Source organism: Arthrobacter sp. P1_B4, assembly GCF_056406555.1.
In genome coordinates, this window is record NZ_JBFTZW010000007.1 from 69,129 (window position 1) to 89,336 (window position 20,208).

At 68.1% G+C, this 20,208-nt stretch carries 21 protein-coding genes; 15 read left to right on the plus strand and 6 right to left on the minus strand.

Annotation, left to right across the window (positions count from 1 at the left end):
- Positions 1-150 precede the first annotated feature (150 nt).
- From AC1D1W_RS05240 to AC1D1W_RS05265, 6 genes are all read left to right on the plus strand, one after another.
- Positions 151-708, plus strand: a complete 558-nt coding sequence (locus AC1D1W_RS05240) for a TetR/AcrR family transcriptional regulator (protein ID WP_439954085.1) — start codon at positions 151-153, stop codon at positions 706-708.
- A gap of 302 nt (positions 709-1,010) precedes the next feature.
- The gene (locus AC1D1W_RS05245) at positions 1,011-2,204 is read left to right on the plus strand and encodes an NAD(P)-dependent malic enzyme (RefSeq protein WP_476943142.1); all 1,194 of its coding nucleotides are present in this window, start codon (positions 1,011-1,013) and stop codon (positions 2,202-2,204) included.
- A gap of 168 nt (positions 2,205-2,372) precedes the next feature.
- On the plus strand, positions 2,373-2,561 hold the full coding sequence (locus tag AC1D1W_RS05250) for a hypothetical protein (protein WP_476943127.1): 189 nt from the start codon (positions 2,373-2,375) through the stop codon (positions 2,559-2,561).
- A gap of 85 nt (positions 2,562-2,646) precedes the next feature.
- Complete coding sequence (locus tag AC1D1W_RS05255; RefSeq protein ID WP_243178055.1) at positions 2,647-3,147, plus strand: DUF456 domain-containing protein; 501 nt, start codon at positions 2,647-2,649, stop codon at positions 3,145-3,147.
- A gap of 33 nt (positions 3,148-3,180) precedes the next feature.
- Positions 3,181-4,230 (plus strand): hypothetical protein, encoded by a 1,050-nt coding sequence (locus tag AC1D1W_RS05260; RefSeq protein ID WP_243178054.1) that lies wholly within the window; start codon positions 3,181-3,183, stop codon positions 4,228-4,230.
- An 81-nt stretch (positions 4,231-4,311) separates the two neighbouring features.
- Entirely contained in the window at positions 4,312-4,668 is a 357-nt protein-coding gene (locus tag AC1D1W_RS05265) for a nuclear transport factor 2 family protein (RefSeq protein ID WP_028277562.1), read from the plus strand.
- Between the two features lie 21 nt (positions 4,669-4,689).
- Here AC1D1W_RS05265 and AC1D1W_RS05270 read toward each other — a convergent pair whose 3' ends face one another.
- Complete coding sequence (locus tag AC1D1W_RS05270; protein ID WP_028277561.1) at positions 4,690-5,352, minus strand: LysE family translocator; 663 nt, start codon at positions 5,350-5,352, stop codon at positions 4,690-4,692.
- A 117-nt stretch (positions 5,353-5,469) separates the two neighbouring features.
- Between AC1D1W_RS05270 and AC1D1W_RS05275 the strand changes: the two genes are divergently transcribed.
- Positions 5,470-5,925, plus strand: coding sequence for an Lrp/AsnC family transcriptional regulator (locus AC1D1W_RS05275; RefSeq protein WP_079555658.1), 456 nt, complete (start codon positions 5,470-5,472; stop codon positions 5,923-5,925).
- 14 nt (positions 5,926-5,939) lie between these two features.
- Here AC1D1W_RS05275 and AC1D1W_RS05280 read toward each other — a convergent pair whose 3' ends face one another.
- Positions 5,940-6,398, minus strand: coding sequence for an Lrp/AsnC family transcriptional regulator (locus AC1D1W_RS05280; RefSeq protein WP_176803545.1), 459 nt, complete (start codon positions 6,396-6,398; stop codon positions 5,940-5,942).
- Between the two features lie 333 nt (positions 6,399-6,731).
- Here AC1D1W_RS05280 and gluQRS point away from each other — a divergent pair, with 333 nt between their 5' ends.
- The 3 genes from gluQRS to AC1D1W_RS05295 are packed head-to-tail and all read left to right on the plus strand — an operon-like array spanning position 6,732 to position 9,376.
- A complete protein-coding gene (gene gluQRS / locus AC1D1W_RS05285) occupies positions 6,732-7,679 on the plus strand; it encodes a tRNA glutamyl-Q(34) synthetase GluQRS (protein WP_476943128.1) in 948 nt (315 codons plus the stop codon).
- Between the two features lie 9 nt (positions 7,680-7,688).
- Positions 7,689-8,372, plus strand: coding sequence for an HD domain-containing protein (locus AC1D1W_RS05290; RefSeq protein ID WP_243178052.1), 684 nt, complete (start codon positions 7,689-7,691; stop codon positions 8,370-8,372).
- 2 nt (positions 8,373-8,374) lie between these two features.
- Entirely contained in the window at positions 8,375-9,376 is a 1,002-nt protein-coding gene (locus AC1D1W_RS05295) for an NADP-dependent oxidoreductase (RefSeq protein WP_476943129.1), read from the plus strand.
- Here the strand turns inward: AC1D1W_RS05295 and AC1D1W_RS05300 are convergent.
- Positions 9,366-9,989 (minus strand): transmembrane-type terpene cyclase, encoded by a 624-nt coding sequence (locus AC1D1W_RS05300; RefSeq protein ID WP_476943130.1) that lies wholly within the window; start codon positions 9,987-9,989, stop codon positions 9,366-9,368. The two genes, AC1D1W_RS05295 and AC1D1W_RS05300, sit on opposite strands and share 11 nt — an antisense overlap.
- Positions 9,990-10,172: 183 nt before the next feature.
- Here AC1D1W_RS05300 and exaC point away from each other — a divergent pair, with 183 nt between their 5' ends.
- Positions 10,173-11,696, plus strand: coding sequence for an acetaldehyde dehydrogenase ExaC (exaC, locus tag AC1D1W_RS05305; RefSeq protein WP_476943131.1), 1,524 nt, complete (start codon positions 10,173-10,175; stop codon positions 11,694-11,696).
- Positions 11,697-11,783: 87 nt separating this feature from the next.
- Positions 11,784-12,371 (plus strand): adenylate kinase, encoded by a 588-nt coding sequence (locus AC1D1W_RS05310; RefSeq protein WP_476943143.1) that lies wholly within the window; start codon positions 11,784-11,786, stop codon positions 12,369-12,371.
- 83 nt (positions 12,372-12,454) lie between these two features.
- Here AC1D1W_RS05310 and acs read toward each other — a convergent pair whose 3' ends face one another.
- Positions 12,455-14,485 (minus strand): acetate--CoA ligase, encoded by a 2,031-nt coding sequence (gene acs, locus AC1D1W_RS05315; protein ID WP_476943132.1) that lies wholly within the window; start codon positions 14,483-14,485, stop codon positions 12,455-12,457.
- A 431-nt stretch (positions 14,486-14,916) separates the two neighbouring features.
- On the opposite strand from acs, the gene AC1D1W_RS05320 reads away from it, so the two are divergent.
- The 3 genes from AC1D1W_RS05320 to AC1D1W_RS05330 all read left to right on the plus strand — a co-directional run bounded on the left by AC1D1W_RS05320 (position 14,917) and on the right by AC1D1W_RS05330 (position 17,909).
- A complete protein-coding gene (locus AC1D1W_RS05320) occupies positions 14,917-16,365 on the plus strand; it encodes a hypothetical protein (RefSeq protein WP_476943133.1) in 1,449 nt (482 codons plus the stop codon).
- A gap of 96 nt (positions 16,366-16,461) precedes the next feature.
- On the plus strand, positions 16,462-17,232 hold the full coding sequence (gene nth, locus AC1D1W_RS05325) for an endonuclease III (protein WP_476943144.1): 771 nt from the start codon (positions 16,462-16,464) through the stop codon (positions 17,230-17,232).
- Positions 17,229-17,909: an NUDIX hydrolase gene (locus AC1D1W_RS05330; protein WP_028278263.1), complete on the plus strand. Its 681-nt coding sequence runs from the start codon at positions 17,229-17,231 to the stop codon at positions 17,907-17,909. The genes nth and AC1D1W_RS05330 overlap by 4 nt, the downstream gene beginning before the upstream one ends.
- 51 nt (positions 17,910-17,960) lie before the next feature.
- Here AC1D1W_RS05330 and AC1D1W_RS05335 read toward each other — a convergent pair whose 3' ends face one another.
- Positions 17,961-18,317: a YegP family protein gene (locus AC1D1W_RS05335; protein ID WP_476943134.1), complete on the minus strand. Its 357-nt coding sequence runs from the start codon at positions 18,315-18,317 to the stop codon at positions 17,961-17,963.
- A gap of 46 nt (positions 18,318-18,363) precedes the next feature.
- Positions 18,364-20,106 (minus strand): bifunctional 3'-5' exonuclease/DNA polymerase, encoded by a 1,743-nt coding sequence (locus AC1D1W_RS05340; protein ID WP_476943135.1) that lies wholly within the window; start codon positions 20,104-20,106, stop codon positions 18,364-18,366.
- Positions 20,107-20,208 lie beyond the last annotated feature (102 nt).

The window sequence follows — 20,208 nt, forward strand, 5'->3', positions numbered from 1 at the left end:
CCCCGGTCTACTCGCCGGGCCCCCGGATTCGTGGCGTATAGTGGACGGCAATTGCCGCGGCAGCGCGGTGGGCGGATCGCGCCCGGCTGCCGAGAAAAACGACCCCCCGGAACGCTGCTGATGCCTGATTTTCACTCAGATCTTCCACCGATGGCCCCTCCACCCACTCTGCCCCGGCAGCGGCTCCGTTACGTGCGGATCCTTGATGTCGCCGCGGGGTTTGCCCGCAAAGGCCTGGACTCCGTGGTCCTGTCCGAGGTGGCGGCCAAGGCGGACGTGCCACTGGGGACGCTGTACCGCTACTTCCCGTCGGCCACCCAACTGGTCCTGGCGCTGTACCGCAAGCAACTGGGCGAACTGCTCGCGGGGAGCTCGCCGGCGGCCGGCAAGGTCGCGGCCCAGGCCCTCGCGGGAGTGGTGATGGAGATCTTCCACATGCGCCTGATGCAGCCCGCCGTGGAGCAGTCCCTCAACCGGGCGGTCTACGTCAAGGACAACGACACAACGCGGCTGCTGCGCGAGATCGATGCGACGGCCGAGAAGGCAGTCACTGCGGCGTGCGGCGACCCGGCAGTGGCCCGGGTCCTGCTGCTCACGGTTACGGGCCTGGTCCAAGCCGTCCGCTGCCGCCGGCTGTCCCTCTTCGAAGCGGAGGAGGACCTGAAGAAGGCCTGTTCCCTCCTGCAGCGGGCCCCGCAGGCCGCGTAACTGGTCTAGACCAGCGGCCCGGAATATGCCCTCCCGCGTGTGATCCGGGTCACATATTCTGGAGGAGAAACGTTTCACCACGGGGCGGTAACGCTCCCGGCGGGCGTAACGGGCGCGATGCCCTGTTTACCATTGCTGGACCGGAGCCGGCTGACGCCAGCAATTCGGGGAAACACCGGCGACCGCCACCTCTGGTCGCCGCCGCCCCTGCCAGACCAACTTGAGCATCCTTGCTTGAGCTTCCATGAGCCGTGCGCCCACGGTGAGCCCCAGGAGACAACGACGTGTCCACTGAAACGATCATTCCCGCCGATTCCACCTCCCCGGCTGAGGCAGTAGCCGTGCTCAGCGACGAGGAAATCTTCGCATCCCACGAGGGCGGCAAGCTGTCGATTTCCAGCACCGTCCCGCTTGCCAGCAAGCGCGACCTCTCCATCGCCTACACACCTGGTGTCGCCCAGGTCAGCCGCGCCATCCACGCCAACCCGGAGCTCGCCAAGACGCTCACGTGGGCCCAGCGCCTCGTGGTGGTGGTCAGCGACGGCACGGCCGTGCTGGGGCTGGGCAACATCGGCGCCAGCGCCTCGCTGCCCGTGATGGAGGGCAAGTCCGCGCTGTTCAAGGCCTTTGGCGAACTCGACTCCATCCCGCTGGTCCTCAACACCACGAACGTCGACGAAATCATCGAGACTCTTGTCCGGCTGCGCCCCAGTTTCGGCGCCGTCAACCTTGAGGACATCGCCGCGCCCCGCTGCTTCGAGCTCGAGGAGAAACTCATCGAGGCGCTAGACTGCCCGGTCATGCACGATGACCAGCACGGCACCGCCGTCGTAGTCCTCGCCGCCCTGACCAACGCCGCCAAGGTGACCGGCCGGACCCTCGACAGCCTGCGTGTGGTGGTCTCCGGCGCCGGGGCCGCCGGGATCGCGGTCGCCGAAATCCTGCTGACGGCCGGGATCGGCGACGTCGTCCTCCTGGACTCCCGCGGCACCATCAACAAGGACCGCGCGGACATCGCCGCCGATCCGGCCAGCAAGAAGGCCCAGCTCGCCGCCCGCAGCAACCCGCGTGGCGTGACAGGCGGCCCGGGGGAGGCGCTGCTCGGCGCCGACGTGTTCGTCGGGGTCTCCTCTTCGAAGCTGGACGAGGAGCACCTCAAGCTGATGAACCACAGCTCGATCGTGTTTGCCCTGTCGAACCCGGACCCGGAAGTCCTGCCGGAGGTCGCGGGCAAGTACGCGGCCGTCGTCGCCACCGGACGCAGCGACTTCCCGAACCAGATCAACAATGTCCTGGCCTTCCCCGGCATCTTCCGCGGCGCCCTCGACGCCGGCGCCCGCCGGATCACGCCGGCCATGAAGCTCGCCGCGGCCCGGGCCATCGCGGAACTGGCCGAGGATGACCTTTCCGCGGACTACATCGTGCCCAGCCCGCTGGATCCGCGCGTGGCCCCGGCTGTCTCCGCGGCAGTCGCCGCGGCGGTGGCCGCCGAGTAACCGGACCGCGTCAGAAAACATCCGACACCGGACGACGACGGCGGCGCTTCCCTGAGGGGAGCGTCGCCGCTGTCGTTCGGCGGGAAACCACCAGCACTCCGTCCGGGATCCGGAAAACTCGAGCCGGAGGGCCAGCTCTGTCCGGAATGGGACACCGGCAGAATAGACGTGGCCGACGGCATCAAGTCGCTGGAAATCACCGCCCCGGACGGTCTGGAGATCATTGCCGTCTGCGTCAAGGCCGGCTCGGCCAAGCAGGGCCTCGGCGCTCAGATCGACTACTTCTATTCCAGCCAGCTGTCCGTGACAATCTCGCACTACTCGGGCAAGGACATCTCGCACTACTCCGTCATGTAGGGGGAGCCGTCCGGAAGTTAGGCGCCGGCATTCCCGGGCCCGGGGCTGTCAACGGCAGCCCCGGGCCCGGCCATAGACTGGTGCGATGAACCCCGAGATTGTCGTGACAGTGCTCTGCGGCCTCGCCATCGTGGTGGGCGTTGCCGGGACGATCATTCCCGTTCTGCCCGGCAGCATCCTGATCGGGGCGAGCCTGCTGGCCTGGGCTCTGTGGGGCGGCGCCGGGACCACCGGTTGGGTGGTCTTCGGGATCGGGATGCTTTTCGTTCTGGCCGGCATGGCCGCCAGCACCGTCCTGACCGGCCGGAAGCTCAAGGAGCACAGCATCCCGAGCCGTTCCGTGGTGGTGGGCCTCGTGCTGGGCGTGGCCGGCATGTTCGTCATCCCCGTGGTGGGGCTCTTTGTGGGCTTCGCCGCCGGGCTCCTGCTCAGCGAGCTGCAGCGGACCCGTGTGTTCGGCACCGCAGTGGCCTCGAGCTGGGCCGCGCTGAAGGCCACGGGCCTGGGCATGATCGTGGAATTCGGCCTCGCGTGCCTCGCCGCGAGCACCTGGGTGATCGGCCTCTGGGTGGCCTCGGCGGCCTAGCAGCGGCCTGCCGGAGCCTACTACCATGGGGGAATGAGCGCCGGACTGGGCGAATCCGCCCCCCAAATTCCCGACGGCCGCATTCCCGCTGGCCAGCTTGCTGACGGCGAAAGTCCCGACGGCCAGCGCAGGCCGTACACGGACACCCGCGACCTGACGCCGTTCCGCAAGGTAGTGGTACGGACACCCGTCCGCGGCCTGGCCGGCACCGTGGGCGGCGCGGTGGCCGGACTCATGGCGGGCCGGGCACCCGGGACGCTGGCCGCCGAAGGCGGGGTGCCCCGGCTGGGCAGGGTAGGGGGCCGGACCTCCGCCAAGAGGATGAAAGCCGTGCACTCCGCCGTCTTCGGCAGCACCGATCCTGACCGCCTGATAACCCTGGCCCGTTCCTACCCCGGCTGGGCAGGGGTGTGCTATCTCATGGCCGGGCTGCTGGCGTACGCCCACGGCGGGCACCTGCGCGCGTCCGAACTCCTGCAGCACGGCCTGAGACTGCGGAACGACGAGGACGCCAACCGCTACGCCGGCGAATACCTGGCCGGCGTGGTCACCAGGGTGGAGGTGGCCGAGCGGATTGAGGTTCCGGTGCTCTTCTCCGAGGAGGCCGTGTTCCTGGCGCTGTCCCATTCCCTGCGCGAGACCGGCCAGACGGAGGCGGCGCTGGCGGCGCTGGCCGGCCTGCCGCCGTCGTTGCCGCTCGCCCTGGCGCGCTGTTCGCTGGAGGCCGAGCTGGGACGCGACGTCGACGTGGTGGCAGAGACCGAGGGCCTGCTGAACGCGGATGATCTGTCCGCGGCCCTGCTGCTGGTGCGTGCCCGGTCGCTGCGCAGGCTCGGCGCCTACACCGCATCCCGGTCTGCCCTGCAGGAAGTCCTGCGGCGCCGGAAGACTGACTTCACCCTCCGCAGCGACGCGCTGACGGACACCGCCCTGCTCCTCCTCGAGGCGGGCCGCAAAACCCTCGGCGGCCGGGACTGGCAGCGCCACAAACCTGCACAGCTGGAGGCCGTGAAAGCCATCCGCAAAGACGCCGAAATGCACGAACTCTGGGACCGCGAATACGGGCGCGCTGACGACGACTGACAGGCTTCCACGCCCGATCGCGGCCAAATCCACGTATCCACTACTCTTGCGGGCCCCTGGGGCGCGGAGTACAAACGAGGCATGAGAGATGCGGTGGAGCGCTGGATGCAGCACTACATCACAGCGTGGACGACGAACGATCCGGAGGACATCCGGGCGCTGTTTACCGAAGACGCCATCTATGCGACCAGCCCCCAGGAAGCCGAACCGTGGCAGGGCCGGGACGATATCGTGGAGCACTGGCTTGCCGGGCGTGATGAGCCGGATGACTGGATGTTTGAATGGAAGCTGCTGGGGGTCGACGGCGGCCGGGCGTTTGTGCAGGGCCTGACGACCTATCGCGGCAACAGCCGGAGCTATGACAACTTGTGGGTCATCCAACTGACCGCGGACGGCCGCGCGTCGTCCTTCACCGAGTGGTACATGCAGCGCAAGTAGCCCCAGGGCGGATTCGCGCCCTCACCCGTGCGTCATGGCTGCGCTGAGGGCGGGCACAATCTGCTCGGCGAGCAGCAAGGCGCCCAGGGCCAGCATGATGATCCCGCTGGCCAGCGTCACTTGGCGCGCTGCGCCCGGCCTGGCCTGCAGCAGTTTCCGCGCCAGGAGTGCCACACAGCTGTAGATGACGCCCACGAGCAGGATGAAGGTCAGCCCGAGCAGACCCGACTGGACCGGGACCGGCCACGCGGCGTCAGGGCTGACGAACTGCGGCACCAGGGCCACGAAGAACAGCAGGCCCTTGGGGTTGATTCCGCTGATGCCCATGCCCTGGAGGAAAACCCGGAACTGGCTCGCGGGTGTGGCGGCACCGGGAGCAGCGGTGCCGGTGCTGAAGCTGGCCCCGCGCCAGGACCGCAGGGTGCTGAAGCCCAGCCACAGCAGGTAGAGGGCGCCCGCCGCGGTCAGCCAGCCCAGCACGCCGGGCATCCCGGCGAGCAGTGCCGCCAGGCCCAGCACCAGCAGCGCCGTGTGGAGGGCGTAGCCCCCGCAAAGACCGGCGACGGCGGGCGCGAAGCTGCGCTGCCGGAGCCCGGCCGCGATCGAATAGGCCCAGTCGACGCCGGGGGTGCATGCCAGGGCGACGGCGACAACCAGGAAGGCGAGGAAAAGCTGGGGGTTCATGGCGGGCTCCAGGAGTGCGGCACCCCGTGGCGGGTACAAGAAAAACTCTAGGCAAATTCGGCCCGGAAGTGCTCGCTTATTTACTGAAGAATCGCCGCTTTTGGGTAAGATAATTGCGTGATTGACGCCATTGACAGAAGTATTTTGCGCTACCTCAAATCGGACGGCCGGATGACTGCCACGGCCCTGGCGGCCAAGGTGGGGTTGACCGTGGCTCCGTGCCATCGCCGGCTGCGGGATCTGGAGGCCGCCGGGATCATCCGGGGCTACCGGGCGGATATTGATCCGGCCGCGGTGGGGCTCGGTTTCGAGGCGATCGTGTTCGTGACCCTGCGCCAGGTGGACCGTTCCACCATGGAGATCTTCGAGAGCCGGGTGGCCGGCAATCCCAACATCGTCGAGGCCCAGCGGCTCTTCGGGTCGCCGGACTACCTGCTCAAGGTCATCGCGGAGGACCTGCCGTCCTACCAGCGTTTCTACGACAGTGAACTGACCTCGCTGCCCGGCGTCGAGCGCCTGACGTCAACGCTGGTCATGAAGAACCTGAAGGCCAATGCCGGGCCGCCGGTCTAAACGCGGCCGCCTGCTCAGGCGCCGAGCAGTCCCGTGGTCCGGTAGGGAATGACCTCGCGCAGGAACATGCTCGTTGAGGTCCGGACGATTCCGGGGCACAGCCGGATTTCCTCGGACACGCGGTAGAGATCGTCCGGGCTCTTGGCCACCACCCGGATCAGGAGATCGGTATCGCCGGCCGGGGCATGGCATTCGAGCACTTCCGGGATGTTGCGCAGGGCGGCGATTGCCTCGTTGAGGTGGCTCTGGTCCAGTTCCGCGCTGACCGCGGCCGCCACGCCGCGGCCCAGGGCGGACGGCAGCACCCGGCTGCTGTTCGGCCGGAGCGCGCCCGACGCCGACATCCGCTCCAGGCGGGACTGGACGGTGCCGCGGGCCAGGCCCAGCTTTTGCGCCAGCACCATGACCGGCACGCGGGGATCTTCGTCCAGCGCGGCGAGGATCCGCCGGTCCGTCGCGTCGAGCTCCTGCAAAATGACTACTTCCTGTTCGCGGCCCGGGCTGTGGTTGATCAGATTGACTACTCTGGGGCCGGTCCGTTGCATCAACTGTAGGGCTTCTGCTCAAATGGTGACAACAAGGGGACGAGGCCACCGCCACGATCCCGAAGGCTACGGACATCCCGGCACACCACCCGGACCCCGGACGAGGCTCCCGCAAGGAACCAGCCGCTGATTGACTCTTGTTCACGCATCGTCTTTCCGCACAACGCACTCGCGGCAAGAGCCCCTGAGCCACCGACGTCGGATTTCCCGAAGTCATCGGTAGCTGAGGGGCTCTTGTGCTGCTCCGCATAGGCTAGTCACATGACCTCAGCTGGCCGCTTCGCCCCCAGTCCCTCCGGCGAACTGCATGTGGGCAACCTCCGGACGGCCATCCTGGCGTGGCTGTTCGCCCGGTCCGGGGGGCGGCGGTTCCTGTTGCGGGTGGAGGACCTGGACCGTGCCCGGGCCGGCGCCGAGGCCGAGCAACTCCGCGACCTGGCGGCGATCGGCGTGAGCTGGGACGGCGGCGTCGTGCGCCAGACGGAGCGTGAGCACCTGTATGACGGGGCGATCGCGGAGTTGACGGCGGCCGGCCTGACGTATGAGTGCTTCTGTACCCGCCGCGAAATCCAGGAGGCCCCCTCGGCACCGCACGCTCCGCTGGGCGCCTACCCGGGAACGTGCCGGAACCTCAGCGGCGCCGAGCGCGAGGCCAAGCGGGCCGCCCGGCCGCCGGCTGTCCGGCTCCGCTCCACCGTGGCCGAGGCGACGGTGTGGGACGTGCTCCACGGCAGTTACACGGGGGTGGTCGACGACTTCGTGCTCCGGCGCAACGACGGCGTGACGGCCTACAACCTGGCCGTGGTGGTGGACGACGCCGCGCAGGGCATCGACCAGGTGGTCCGCGGCGATGACCTGCTGCCGTCCACGCCGCGCCAGGCATATTTGGCGTCGCTGCTCAATATGCCTGTTCCGGAATATGCGCATGTGCCGCTGGTACTGAACGCCGACGGTGCCAGGCTGGCCAAGCGCGACGGCGCCGTCACGCTCGCCGACCTGGCGTTGGCCGGGGTGGGCGCGGACCAGGTCCGGGACACTTTGCTGGACTCCCTTGGCCTCCCGCCGGGCCGCCTCGACGATGTCCTCGCCGCCTTCGACCCGGCCGCCCTGCCCCGCGAGCCCTGGGTGTGGCCCGGGGTGCCGGGAGCGCACAAGGGGGCGCATCCGGGAACCGGCCTGCGGGCAGGGACGGACAGCCGCGGCGCGTAGGCTGGATTCATGACCGAGCCCGCACACCCCCAGCCCCGCTTCACTGTCGAGACAGCCAAGGTCCTGGCCGAGGTGGCCCACAACCGCCAGAAGGACAAGCTCAAGCGGCCATACCGGGAGCATGTGCTCGCCGTCGGGGACGCCCTGGCGGACTTCGACGACGACATCCGGATCGCCGGGTACCTCCACGACATCGCCGAGGACACCCCGATGACGCGGCAGGCGCTGCTGGACATGGGGGTCTCCGAGCGTGCCGCGGACATCATCGAACGGGTCACGAAGCGCCTGCATGAGAACCCGGACGACTACCAGGCCGGCATCCGGTACATCGCCGAGGACCACGACGCCACGCTCGTGAAGATTGCCGACAACGCGCACAATTCGCTGCCCGAACGGGTCAAGGCGCTGGCCGAAAAGTGGCCGGACAAGCCCCCGGTCACCCGCTACGACGATGCCCGCCCGGTGCTCTACGCCGCCGTTCCTGTCGAGGAAACCCGGAAAATCCTGGCCCGGATCAATCCCTGGCTGTTGAACGAACTCGACGACATGCTCGACGAGGCGGACGACACGGACTACGAGTTCCTCTCCTATGACGTCCCCGCAGCAGACACGGCAGCAGACGCTGCAGCAGCAGACGCGGAAGCTGCGCCGGGCGATGCTCCGGCCGGCGATACCGGGTCCGCACGGGACTGAGCATGCGCGCCTACGTCCTCACACGCTACGGCGGCCCGGACGCCATGGAACTCCGGGATGTTCCGGATCCCCAGCCAGGCCCGGGCGACGTCCGGATCAAGGTCGCCGCGGCCGGGCTGAACCCGGTGGACTTCAAGTTCCGCCGGGGCGCGCTGCGGCCCATCAGCCATGTCCGACTGCCGATCGTTGCCGGCTGTGAACTCGCCGGGACGGTCGACGCAATCGGACCCGGGCCCAACCGCTTTTCCATCGGCGACCGCGTCTACGCCCGGGTGGACAAGGCCAGGCTTGGAGCCTTCGCCGAGCTGGTGTGCGTGCAGCAGGAATTAGTGGCCGCCATGCCGGCGTCGCTCGGATTCGCCGAGGCCGCAGGACTGCCGCTGGCCGGGCTCACTGCGCTGCAGGCCCTCCGCGATGAACTTGCCGTGGGCCGCGGCACCCGGCTCTTCATCTCCGGCGGCGCCGGCGGGGTGGGAACACTCGCCATCCAGCTCGCCAAGTATCTCGGCGCCCAGGTCACCACCACGGCATCGGCCCGCGGCGAGGCGCTCGTGCGCCGCCTGGGGGCGGACGCCGTCATCGACTACAACCGGGATGACTTCTCCGCGGTACTGCGCGGGTTCGACGCGGTCCTGGACCTGGTCGGCGGCGTGACCCTCAGGGATTCCTTCCGCATTCTTCGGCCCGGCGGCAGGGTGGTATCCATTGCCGGCGTTCCCGAGCCGCTCACCGCGACGAAAGACCTCGGCTCGCCGCCGATGATCACCGCCGCGTTCTGGCTGATGAGCATGGGCATCCGCCGCCGCGCCCGCAAGGCGAAAGCCAGCTACCGTTACCTGTTCATGCACCCCAGCGGGGATGATTTGCGCACCCTGGCGGCCCTCGTCGACGCCGGCCACGTGCAGCCGGTCATGGACCGCACCTACCCGTTCGCGGAAATTGGGGGAGCCTTCGCCGCGCTCGAACAGGGCCATGCCAAGGGCAAGATCGTCGTCACCCTCTAGCGGCTCCCGGCTGGCGGGCCCGCCACAGCAGGCCGATGTAGACCAGGTCAAAGACGCTGCAGAGCACCCCCACGCCCAGGATCAGGGGCGAGTTGCCGTACCAGCCCAGCGCGATCGTAGGCGCGAGGGTACCGACCCACTTGGCCACGGCGATCAGCAGGGTCTGGCCGCGGGTGCCGGCCCGGGCGGCGAACATGGCGATGAACAACCCGGACATCAGCAGGTTCTGCAGGAACGCCGCGTAGCGGGCCGCGTCGTCCCAGCCGAACTGGACGACGAACAGCAGCTGTACCGCGAAGGACGTGACGCCCAGCAGGAGCGCCCAGCCGATAAACAGCCGCCGCGTCACCCAGGCCGGCAGCTCGGAGCGGCCGAACTTCAGGAAGGTGTACACAATCACGACGTCGGCCAGGCCCCACGCGATATTGAAGACCCCCTGGGCGGTGATTCCGGTCGCGATGGAGCGCGTGGCGTAGATGGCCTCCCAGGCGAAATTCAGGGCCAGCGCGGCGGCCGGGATCGCGTAGCTCCGGTCCTTGAAGCCGATCCGGATGGCATCGACGTAGACCACGGTCCAGGCCAGGCCGCTCACAACCATCAGAAACAGGATCACGGTCCCTCCTCGCATGCGCAGGCGTCAATTTGTGCCGACACAGCGAGCATATCGATGGCTGGCAGAGGCCGCTCAGCGGAAGGTCAGGGAGCAGCAGACGGCCCCGTTGCAGCGTGGCCGCAACCTTTGAAGTTCTAGGCTTGCGGCCAGGACGAAGACGTCTGTTTCCCATGAGGAGTAACCATGACTGTTTATGTCCAGCCCGGCCAAGAAGGATCCAAGGTCCAGTTTAAGGACCGCTACGAGAACTGGATCGGCGGCGAATGGGTGGCTCCTACTACCGGCCAGTACATCGAGAACGTCTCCCCGGTGAACGGCAAGCAATTCACTGAGGTGGCCCGAGGCGCAGCCGCCGACGTTGAGCTGGCGCTTGATGCCGCCCATAAAGCCGCTCCCTCCTGGGGCAAGGCCTCGGCCACCGAGCGCGCCGCCGTCCTGAACAAGATCGCCGACCGCATCGATGCGAACCTGGAGATGCTCGCCGTCGCCGAATCCTGGGACAACGGCAAGCCGATCCGCGAAACCCTCAACGCGGACATCCCGCTCGCGGCGGACCACTTCCGCTACTTCGCCTCCGCCGTCCGGGCCCAGGAGGGCAGGCTGTCCCAGCTCGACGACGACACCACGGCCTACCACTTCCACGAGCCGCTCGGCGTCGTGGGCCAGATCATTCCCTGGAACTTCCCCATTCTCATGGCGGTCTGGAAAATGGCTCCGGCCCTGGCCGCCGGCAATGCCGTCGTCCTCAAGCCCGCGTCTAATACCCCGGCCTCCATCCTGGTGCTGGCCGAGCTCATCGCGGACCTGCTGCCCGCCGGCCTGCTGAACATCGTCAACGGCTTCGGCTCGGAGGTCGGCAAGCCGCTGGCCTCCAGCCCGCGTATCCGCAAGATCGCCTTCACCGGCGAAACCTCCACCGGCCGGCTGATCAGCCAGTACGCCAGCCAGAACCTGATTCCGGTCACGCTGGAGCTCGGCGGCAAGAGCCCGAACATCTTCTTCAACGACGTCGCCGACACCAACGATGCCTTCTACGACAAGGCCCTCGAGGGCTTCACCCTGTATGCCTTCAACCAGGGCGAAGTCTGCAGCAGCCCGTCGCGCGCCCTGGTCCAGGACGGCATTTACGATTCCTTCATGGCCGACGCCGTGGCCCGCACGCAGCAGATCATCCAGGGCAACCCGCTGGACACCACCACCCAGATCGGTGCCCAGGCGTCTGTAGGCCAAATGGAGAAGATCCTCTCCTACATCGACATCGGGCTCCAGGAGGGCGCCAGGATCCTCGCCGGCGGGAACCAGGCACAGCTCGACGGAGACCTGGCCGGTGGCTTCTACGTCCAGCCGACCATCTTCGAGGGCAACAACAAAATGCGGATTTTCCAGGAGGAAATCTTCGGTCCTGTCGTGTCGGTGGCGCGGTTCAGCGACTACAACGACGCCATCAGTATCGCCAACGACACCCTCTACGGCCTCGGCGCCGGCGTCTGGTCCCGCAACGGCAACGTCGCCTACCGCGCCGGCCGTGAGATCCAGGCCGGCCGAGTGTGGGTCAACAACTACCACACCTACCCCGCCGGTGCCGCGTTCGGCGGGTACAAGTCCTCCGGCATCGGCCGCGAGAACCACGCCATGATGCTGGACCACTACCAGCAGACCAAGAACCTGCTGGTCAGCCACTCAGAGAACAAGCTCGGCTTCTTCTAAAGCCGCTCAAGGGGCCGCCGCTACAGCGGCGGGCCCTTGACGCACCCTTTCAACGACGGCACCACGAAGGACTCACAAATGACGAGAATGTTGATTATTGGCCCGCCCGGATCCGGCAAAGGCACCCAGGCGGAACGGATATCCGAGCGCCTCGGCGTCGTTGCGATCTCTACCGGCGACATCTTCCGAGCCAACGTCAAAGGCGGAACGCCGCTGGGGCTGGAAGCAAAGCAGTACATCGACAACGGCGACTTCGTCCCGGACAGCGTGACCAACAAGATGGTGCGGGACAGACTGCTGCAGGAAGACGCCACGTCAGGCTTCCTGCTGGACGGCTACCCGCGCACCACATGCCAGGTTGACGAGCTGGACGACATTCTGGCGTCCGTAGACCAGGTTCTTGACGTCGTCCTGCAGTTGTCTGCCGACGACGAGGAACTGGTCTCCCGTCTCCTGCACCGTGCCAAGGAAACCGGGCGGAGCGACGACAACGAGGCCGTGATCCGCCACCGGCTGGACCTGTACCACGGGCAGACGGAAGCTGTGGTGGCGAAGTATGCCGAGCGCGGCATACTGGCCCAAGTTGACGGCTTGGGCGGGATCGACGACGTCACAAACAGGGTGATACGGAGCCTGGAACATCCCGTTCAGACCTCCGTCGTGAGCGGACGCTAGCACTGACGACGACGACGGCGCCGCCCACCAAAGTGGGGGGGCGCCGCCGTCGTATTTGCGCGGGGATGGCCCGGTCTACTGACTCATTTCTTCAGTGACTGGGCGATCTGGGTCATGACCGTGTTGTCTGCCAGGGTGGTCGCGTCGCCAACTTCGCGGCCTTCGGCGACGTCCTTGAGCAGGCGGCGCATGATTTTGCCGGACCGGGTTTTGGGCAGTTCCGGGACCACGAGGATGATCTTGGGCTTGGCGATCGGGCCGATTTCCTTCCCCACATGGTTGCGGAGCTCCTGGACGGTCGCGTCGCCGGWGTCCGTGGCGTCGGCGCGGAGGATCACGAAGGCGACGACGGCCTGGCCGGTGGTCTCGTCCGCGGCTCCGACGACGGCGGCTTCCGCCACCGCGGGGTGGGAGACGAGGGCGGAYTCGATTTCGGCGGTGGAGAGGCGGTGGCCGGAAATATTCATCACGTCATCSACGCGGCCCAGCAGCCAGAWRTCGCCGTCCTCGTCCTTCTTGGCGCCGTCGCCGGCGAAGTACATGGTCTCGAAGCGGGACCAGTACGTTTCCTTGAACCGCTCCGGGTCGCCCCAGATCCCGCGCAGCATGGCAGGCCAGGGTTCGCGGATCACGAGGAAGCCGCCGTGGCCGTTGGGTACGGATTCGCCGRSYTCGTCCACGACGTCCACGGCGATGCCCGGCAGCGGGACCTGGGCCGAGCCGGGCTTGGTGGCCGTGACGCCGGGCAGCGGGGCGATCATCTGCGCCCCGGTCTCGGTCTGCCACCAGGTGTCCACGATCGGCGCGGGCTGCTCCTTGCGTTCGCCGTTYTTGCCGGCGTTGCCGCCGATGACCTCGCGGTACCACATCCAGGCTTCGGGGTTGATGGGTTCGCCGACGGAACCGAGGACMCGGATCGAGGAGAGGTCGGACTTGGCCGGGATGTCCTTGCCCCACTTCATGAAGGTGCGGATCGCGGTGGGGGCGGTGTAGAGGATKGAGACCTTGTACTTCTCCACGATTTCCCACCAGCGGCCCTGGTGCGGGGARTCCGGGGTGCCCTCATACATGACCTGGGTGGCGCCGTTGATCAGCGGGGCATAGGCGACATAGGAGTGCCCGGTGATCCAGCCGACGTCGGCGGTGCACCAGTAGACGTCGGTCTCCGGGTGGAGGTCAAAGACCGCCTTGTGCGTGTAGGCGCCCTGGGTGAGGTAGCCGCCGGTSGTGTGCAGGATGCCCTTGGGCTTGCCCGTCGTGCCGGAGGTGTAGAGGATGAAGAGCGGATGTTCGGAGTCGTGCCCGACGGCGGTGTGCTCGGCGGACGCGGCGCCGACGGTGTCGGCCCACCAGTGGTCCCGGCCCTCGTGCCAGTCCACRKCCKSSCCGTTGCGCTTGACCACCACGACGTTCCGCACGGTGTGTCCGGTGCCGTCACCCTCGTGGGACAACGCGTCGTCGACGGCCGGCTTCAGCGCGCTGGGCTTGCCGCGGCGGTACGTGCCGTCGGCCGTGACCACGAGCTTGGCCTCGGCGTCGTCGATCCGGGAGCGCAGGGCTTCGGCGGAGAAGCCGCCGAAGACCACGGAGTGGATCGCGCCGATCCGGGCGCAGGCCAGCAGGGTGATGACGGCCTCGGGAATCATGGGCAGGTACACGGCCACCCGGTCGCCCTTGGCCACGCCSAGGGACTCGAACGCGTTCGCGGCCTTCTTCACCTCCTCGGTCAGCTGCGCGTAGGTGTAGGTGCGGGTGTCGCCGGGCTCGCCCTCGAAGTAGATGGCCACCCGGTCCCCGTTGCCGGCCTCGACGTGCCGGTCCAGGGCGTTGTAGGCCGCGTTGACCTCGCCGCCGACGAACCACTTCGCGAACGGCGGRTCGGACCAGTCCAGCGCCTGGGTGAAGTCCCTGGACCAGCTCAGCAGCTCCCGGGCCTGCTTCGCCCAGAACGCGGGACGGTCGGCGTCGGCCTCSGCGTAATCGGCGGCGGTGACCACTGCGTTCGCGGCGAACTCGGCGGACGGCGCGAAACGGCGGTTCTCCTGCGACAGGTTTTCGAAGGCATCGCCCTGGGTCATCTGCGTGACSATGGAGCCGGGTGTCTGCTGGGACATGGTGAACCTCATCATTCATCGATCCGGGCTGCGCGGCCGTGCCCGTCACCGTCGCGCCGGGCCGCTTGCGCGACGTCGGGCGGCGGCAGACGGCGGCAGAGCCGCCAGCGCTGTCTGGAATCAACACTAATACTTGGATCCGACCAAACGTGCGCCCCGTCACAAACAGCTCCGTGAGCGGTGTTCGTTAAGCGCCGAGTGGTCTGTCCCCGGCGCCGGACGGCGGGCCGGGGCAAGGGTCCGGGATTCGGAAATCTGGGGAATTCTGCTGCGTCCGCCCTCGGCTTGTCAGCTAGTGATCGGCCATTCACTTGGCTAGGCTGAGATGAAGTTGTGACATCCGATGGAGGCGACTGGACCGCTGGCGGTCCTGTCCTTGCCTGCCGTTAGACGGCGCTGTCCAGGGCGCCGCCATGCTAAGGAGATACGGAATGAACGAGCAAGACAACGGGCAGCTCCGGGCGCCCGCCCAGAACCAGGGTGGAACGGCGCAGCCGGGGCCCGCCGGGTTCGGGGATGCGCCACGCTTCACGGTGGACAAGAAGACCGGGAAGAAGAACGAAGCCGTCCTCGGCCCGTTCACCATCCGTGACCTCACCGTTTTCGGCGCCACACTGCTTCTTTTCATCGCCTCACTGATTCCGATGTTTGCCTTCGCCTACAACCTCTGGAACCTGGGCAGCCTCTTCTTCCTAGGCCTGGGCATCGTGCTGCCGCTCATTGTCACCGCGTTGTTCGTGGCCCGCCGCCTCAGCCCGTCGACCAAGATCCGGATCGGATCCCTGTCGATCGACCAGTTCGCGTCCGTTGTAGCGTCGTTCACGCTGGCCTTCTTTTTCCTCGCCGCCGCCGGGGCGTTCGTGCCGAGCATGCTTATCGCGCTCCTGGGCGCTTTGGGGCTCTTCGCCGCCACGGTGCTGGGCCGCTGGATCCCGTTCTTTGCCGGCGACTTCCTGGGCCGGGAGGACGCGCCTGCCCACGTGGTTGCCCGCGAAGCTGTTGTCCCGGTGCGAAAGCCCCGGGCACCGAAGGCGCCGAAGCAACCGAAGCAGCCGAAGGAATCCAAATTGACCAAGGACGCTGCGGGTGCGGGCGCAGCCGGGGCGGGTGCTTCTCTGGCGGCCGCATCCGGCCCGGTTGCGTCCCGCCCGGTCGCTTCCGGCGAGGCCGATTCCGGCGCGGCCGCGGGCTGGGCCAAGCGCCCGGCAACCGGCAGCCAGGCTGCCACGCCGGCGGCAACCACACCTGCCGGGACCCCTGCCGGGGCATCTTCGGTGGGTGCGGCGTCCGCGGCAGCCCCCAGCGCTGCGGTCTCCGGTGCACCGGAGACCCAGATCTCGGGCGTTGTGCCAGCCGCCGGCCCGGCTGCCCCGGCATCTACGGATTCATCGACGGCCCCGACGCAGGCCCCGGCTCCGGAGTCTGCTCCGTCCGCCGCGGACAAGACCCGGACCGCCGGCGTCCCTGCTGCCGCCGCCGCCGGTGCCGCCGCCGCTGGTGCCGCTGCACAGACGGCTCCCGCCGCGGAACAGACCCAGGCCGCCGGCGTGCCGGCCGCCACCGGCGGCAGCGCCCCCACTACAGTCAACCCCCAGGTCCGGCCGCAGGAACAGGCCCGGCCGCAGGAACCCATCGGCGCAACCGTTGATCCCGCCAGCCGGCCCGCGGAGGACGATGTCCACCCCGTTCACGAGGCCTTCTGGTTCGCCGTCGCGCAGCCCCGCACCGCCATCGATGTGCGCACCGGTGCCCCGGCGTTCGTCATTGAACCCGGCGGCTGGGTCCTTGCCCTGGAGGACCGCGGCAACGAGTTCCTGGTCCAGCACACCGACGGCCGGCTCGGCCTTTTGCGGGACCTCAGCAACATCGAACGCGGTTAGTCCGCCGCCGTGACCACGGAATCCGGCAGCCCGGAATCCGGCACCCCGATCCCGGGGAGCGCCAAGCCGGGTGCGCCGCGGGCGTCGGGGGAGTCAATGCTGGCGCTCAAGCGCCGCGCGCGCCGGATCAACCGGGAACTCGCGGAGCAGTACCCCTACGCCCACGCGGAGCTGGACTTCCGCACGCCGTTCGAGCTCGTGATAGCCACCGTGCTGTCCGCGCAGACCACGGACGTGCTGGTCAACCAGATCACGCCCCTGCTGTTCGCGCGCTACCCGGATGCGCGGCGGATGGCGGAGGCGGATCCGGCCGAGCTGGAGGCCATTATCAAGCCCACCGGCTTCTTTCGTGCCAAGGCCAGAAATCTCCTGGCGCTGTGCACCCGGCTGGTGGACGAGTACGACGGCGAGGTGCCGGGCCGGCTCGCGGACCTGGTGACGCTGCCCGGCGTCGGGCGGAAAACCGCGAACGTCGTGCTGGGCAATGCCTTCGGCATTCCGGGCATCACGGTGGACACCCACTTCGGCCGGCTGGCCCGGCGCTTCAGCTGGACCGAGTCGGATGATCCGGTCCGGATCGAGTCGGACGTCGCGGAGCTGTTCGAGCCGAAGGACTGGACCATGCTCTCGCACCGCGTCGTCTTTCACGGCCGCCGCGTCTGCCATTCCCGGAAGCCGGCGTGCGGGGCCTGCGCGGTGGCCAATTGGTGCCCCAGCTACGGCATGGGGGAAACCGACCCGGAGAAGGCAAAGAAACTGCTGAAGTACGAACTCGCCCCGGGCCAGGAGCAACTGCTGGCCCGGCTGCTGGCCGAGACGCACCGCGCCGCGGAAATCCGGATGGACTCGCAGAGGAAACAGCCGTGACCGCGCGCCAGGACCTCGTCGACCTCGTTGCCGCGGTGGAGGCGGGCACGGCGCCGGCCCCGGATCCGCGCTGGCGGGAACTCGCCGTCGAACCCGGCGAGCGGATCCGTAGGGCAGCGGTGCTCATGCTCTTTGGTGCGCTGGACAATGTCCCCGCAGTGTCCGAGAAGTTGCTGGCTCCGGCCGATTTGGACGTGCTGCTGCTGCAGCGGGCCCAAACGCTGGAGGACCATCCCGGGCAGGTGGCGTTTCCCGGCGGCGGCATCGATCCAGGTGAGTCCGTGGTGGGCGCGGCCCTCCGCGAGGCGGAGGAGGAGACTGGGCTGAACCCTGCGGGGGTGGACGTGCTCGGCGTGATGCCTGAACTGGCCCTGCCCCGGGGCAATTTCCTGGTCACACCGGTCCTGGCCTGGTGGGCTGCCCAGTCGCCGGTCCGGGTGGTCGACTACGGTGAATCCGCGCAGGTGTTCCGGGTCCCGGTCAGGGACCTGCTGGACCCGGACAATCGGGTGATGGCCACGGTCAGCCGGGCCGGCCAGACATTCCAGAGCCCAGCCTTCACCGTCAACGGCGTCGTGGTGTGGGGTTTTACCGGGATGATCCTGAACCAGCTTTTTGAACAGCTGGGCTGGGCCGTGCCGTGGGACCGCGCGCGGCTCTACGGAATTGATGTGTGAAGCCCGCACGGCGCCGGCCTGCCGGCCGGGCAGCAACGGGGTTGCTGCCGCCTAGCCGGCAGCCACCGGGCTGCCCGCCAGAGGAGCCATCGCCCGTCCTCCCGACCTGCTGGAGGCGACCCGCCTGTGAGCGCCGGAATGATCCACAACCAGGCCGGTCGCGGCGTTCTCGCGCACGGCGTTGATGCCCGCCGCTGCGCTCTTGATGGAGCTGAAGAGCGGGGACACTGCCACTACCGTGCCATCCGCCGCCGTCAACCTGAAGAAATAAGCCTTGTCGCCAGCTTGCGCGATCTCAAAAATGCCAGCCAAACCTGTGCCTCCCCAATATCCTTGCGTCTTTGCAATAGCCGGCGGATCGTACGGGAAATCACCGGCCTTTCCGAGAGTAGCCCGGTGACGGAGCACACACAACGCTACCGACGGGTACGTTACAGGCGGTGACTTCGGTCACTCATTTGGCGTTGTCGTACGAGTCGACGACGGCCACGCTGACCGGAAATTCCACCGGAATGCGGCCGAACAAGAGCTCTTTCGCGGCATTTGCGGAGTCTTCGATCGCTTTGATGCAATCTGCGACCGCACTTTCGGGGCAGTGCACCATCACCTCGTCGTGGAGGAAGAACACCAGTTCGCCGGCAGCTGCGCCTTCCGCCCGTATGGCGCGAAGCCGGCGTCGCAGTTCCGCGAGCCAGCATGCCGCCCAGTCGGCGGCCGAGCCCTGGACCACAAAGTTTCGGGTGAAGCGGCCGCGAGAGCGTGCGATCGAGTCCGCCCGGCGCTGTTCTTCCGCGGTCGTGGAGTGCTGGCTCTGCAGCCAGCGCTCCGACGGCGGCGGGCTGCTCCGGCCCAGGCGCGAAGTCACGGTCCTGCCGGCTTCGCCGTCGCGGGCAGCCTGCTCGACGAAGCCCACGGCGCGGGGGTAGGTGCGGGCCAGCTGGGGCATCAGCCGGCCGGACTCGCCCGTGGTCGCCCCGTAGATGGCCCCAAGGAGGGCCACCTTCGCCTTCGCCCGGTCGCCGCCGAAGCCTTGGGCGGCAATGCCGGCATAGAGGTCCTTGTCCCGGGCGGCTTCGGCCATTTTGGAATCCTGGGCCAGCGCCACGAGCACGCGCGGTTCCAGTTGCGAGGCGTCGGCAACGATCAGTTTGTGGCCGGGATCGGCGTGGACCGCGCCGCGGACCTGGCGCGGGATTTGCAGCGCCCCGCCGCCCCGCGACGCCCACCGGCCCGAGACCACGCCGCCCACCACGTACTCAGGCTGGAACCTGCCGTGCTTCACCCAGGTATCAAGCCACGCCCAGCCGTTGGCCGCGTGAAGACGGGCCAGTTTCTTGTAGGCCAGCAGCGGCACGATCACGGGGTGGCTGGATTCTTTCAGCTCCCATTGGCGGGTGGTTTTCACTTCGATGCCGTTGCGGTGCAGGGCGCGCATGAGCTCCTGCGGGGAGTCCGGGTTCAGCGCGGGCGACTTCAGCAGCAGCCTTAGTTCGGCCGTGAGCGATTCGAGTTTGGCCGGACGCTGACCGGGAGCCGGGCGGGGTCCGAGGTGTTCCGCGAGAATCTGCTCGTGGAGTTCCTCCCGCCACGGGACGCCGGTGTGCTGCATTTCGGCGGCGATCATGGCTCCGGCGGATTCCGCCGCGAGCAGCAGCTGGAGCCGTTGGCGCCGGCCGGCGTCAGGGACGATGACCGTGCCGGAGGCGGTTCCGGGCGCAGGTCCCGCCTGGCGAAGGGCCTCCTGCTGCGCGGCGTACTCAGCCCGGAGAGCCTCAAGGGATTGGCCGGGACGCTGGCCGGAGGCCGGGGCATCAAACAGGGCCCCTTGTTCCGGCGGCGGGGCAGGAGGCTGCAGCCCCCGCGGTGGCTGGTGCAGCTCGTCGTCCTGGGTCAGCTTCTCCGCCGCCTGCGCGTAGCCGGTGTGGGCGGTGAACTCCGAGTGGGCCAGGATCGAACCGCACAAGGTGAGGTCGTAGCAGCGCTCGAGTTCCACCCCGGCGCGCAGCAACGCGGGATACCAGTCCTGAGTACGGTGCCAGATCCAGCGCGGGTGCCGCTCCTCAAGTTCGCGCACAATTCCGGCGAGGGCGCCGGGCCTGACCACGCGGGGTTCCGGATCGGAGGGTTCGGGGGCGCCATCGGCCGTGAGGTGCTGCAGTGCCGCGCCGTCGGCGTGGGCAGCGAGCAGCAGATACATAGGGTCAATTCTGCCCTGCTCCGGGACGTGGTCCGTGCTCGGTCGCCGGCCGCGGTGCAGGAAAGACGCCGGAGTTGTCCACATAGCCCACGACGGCGGTTC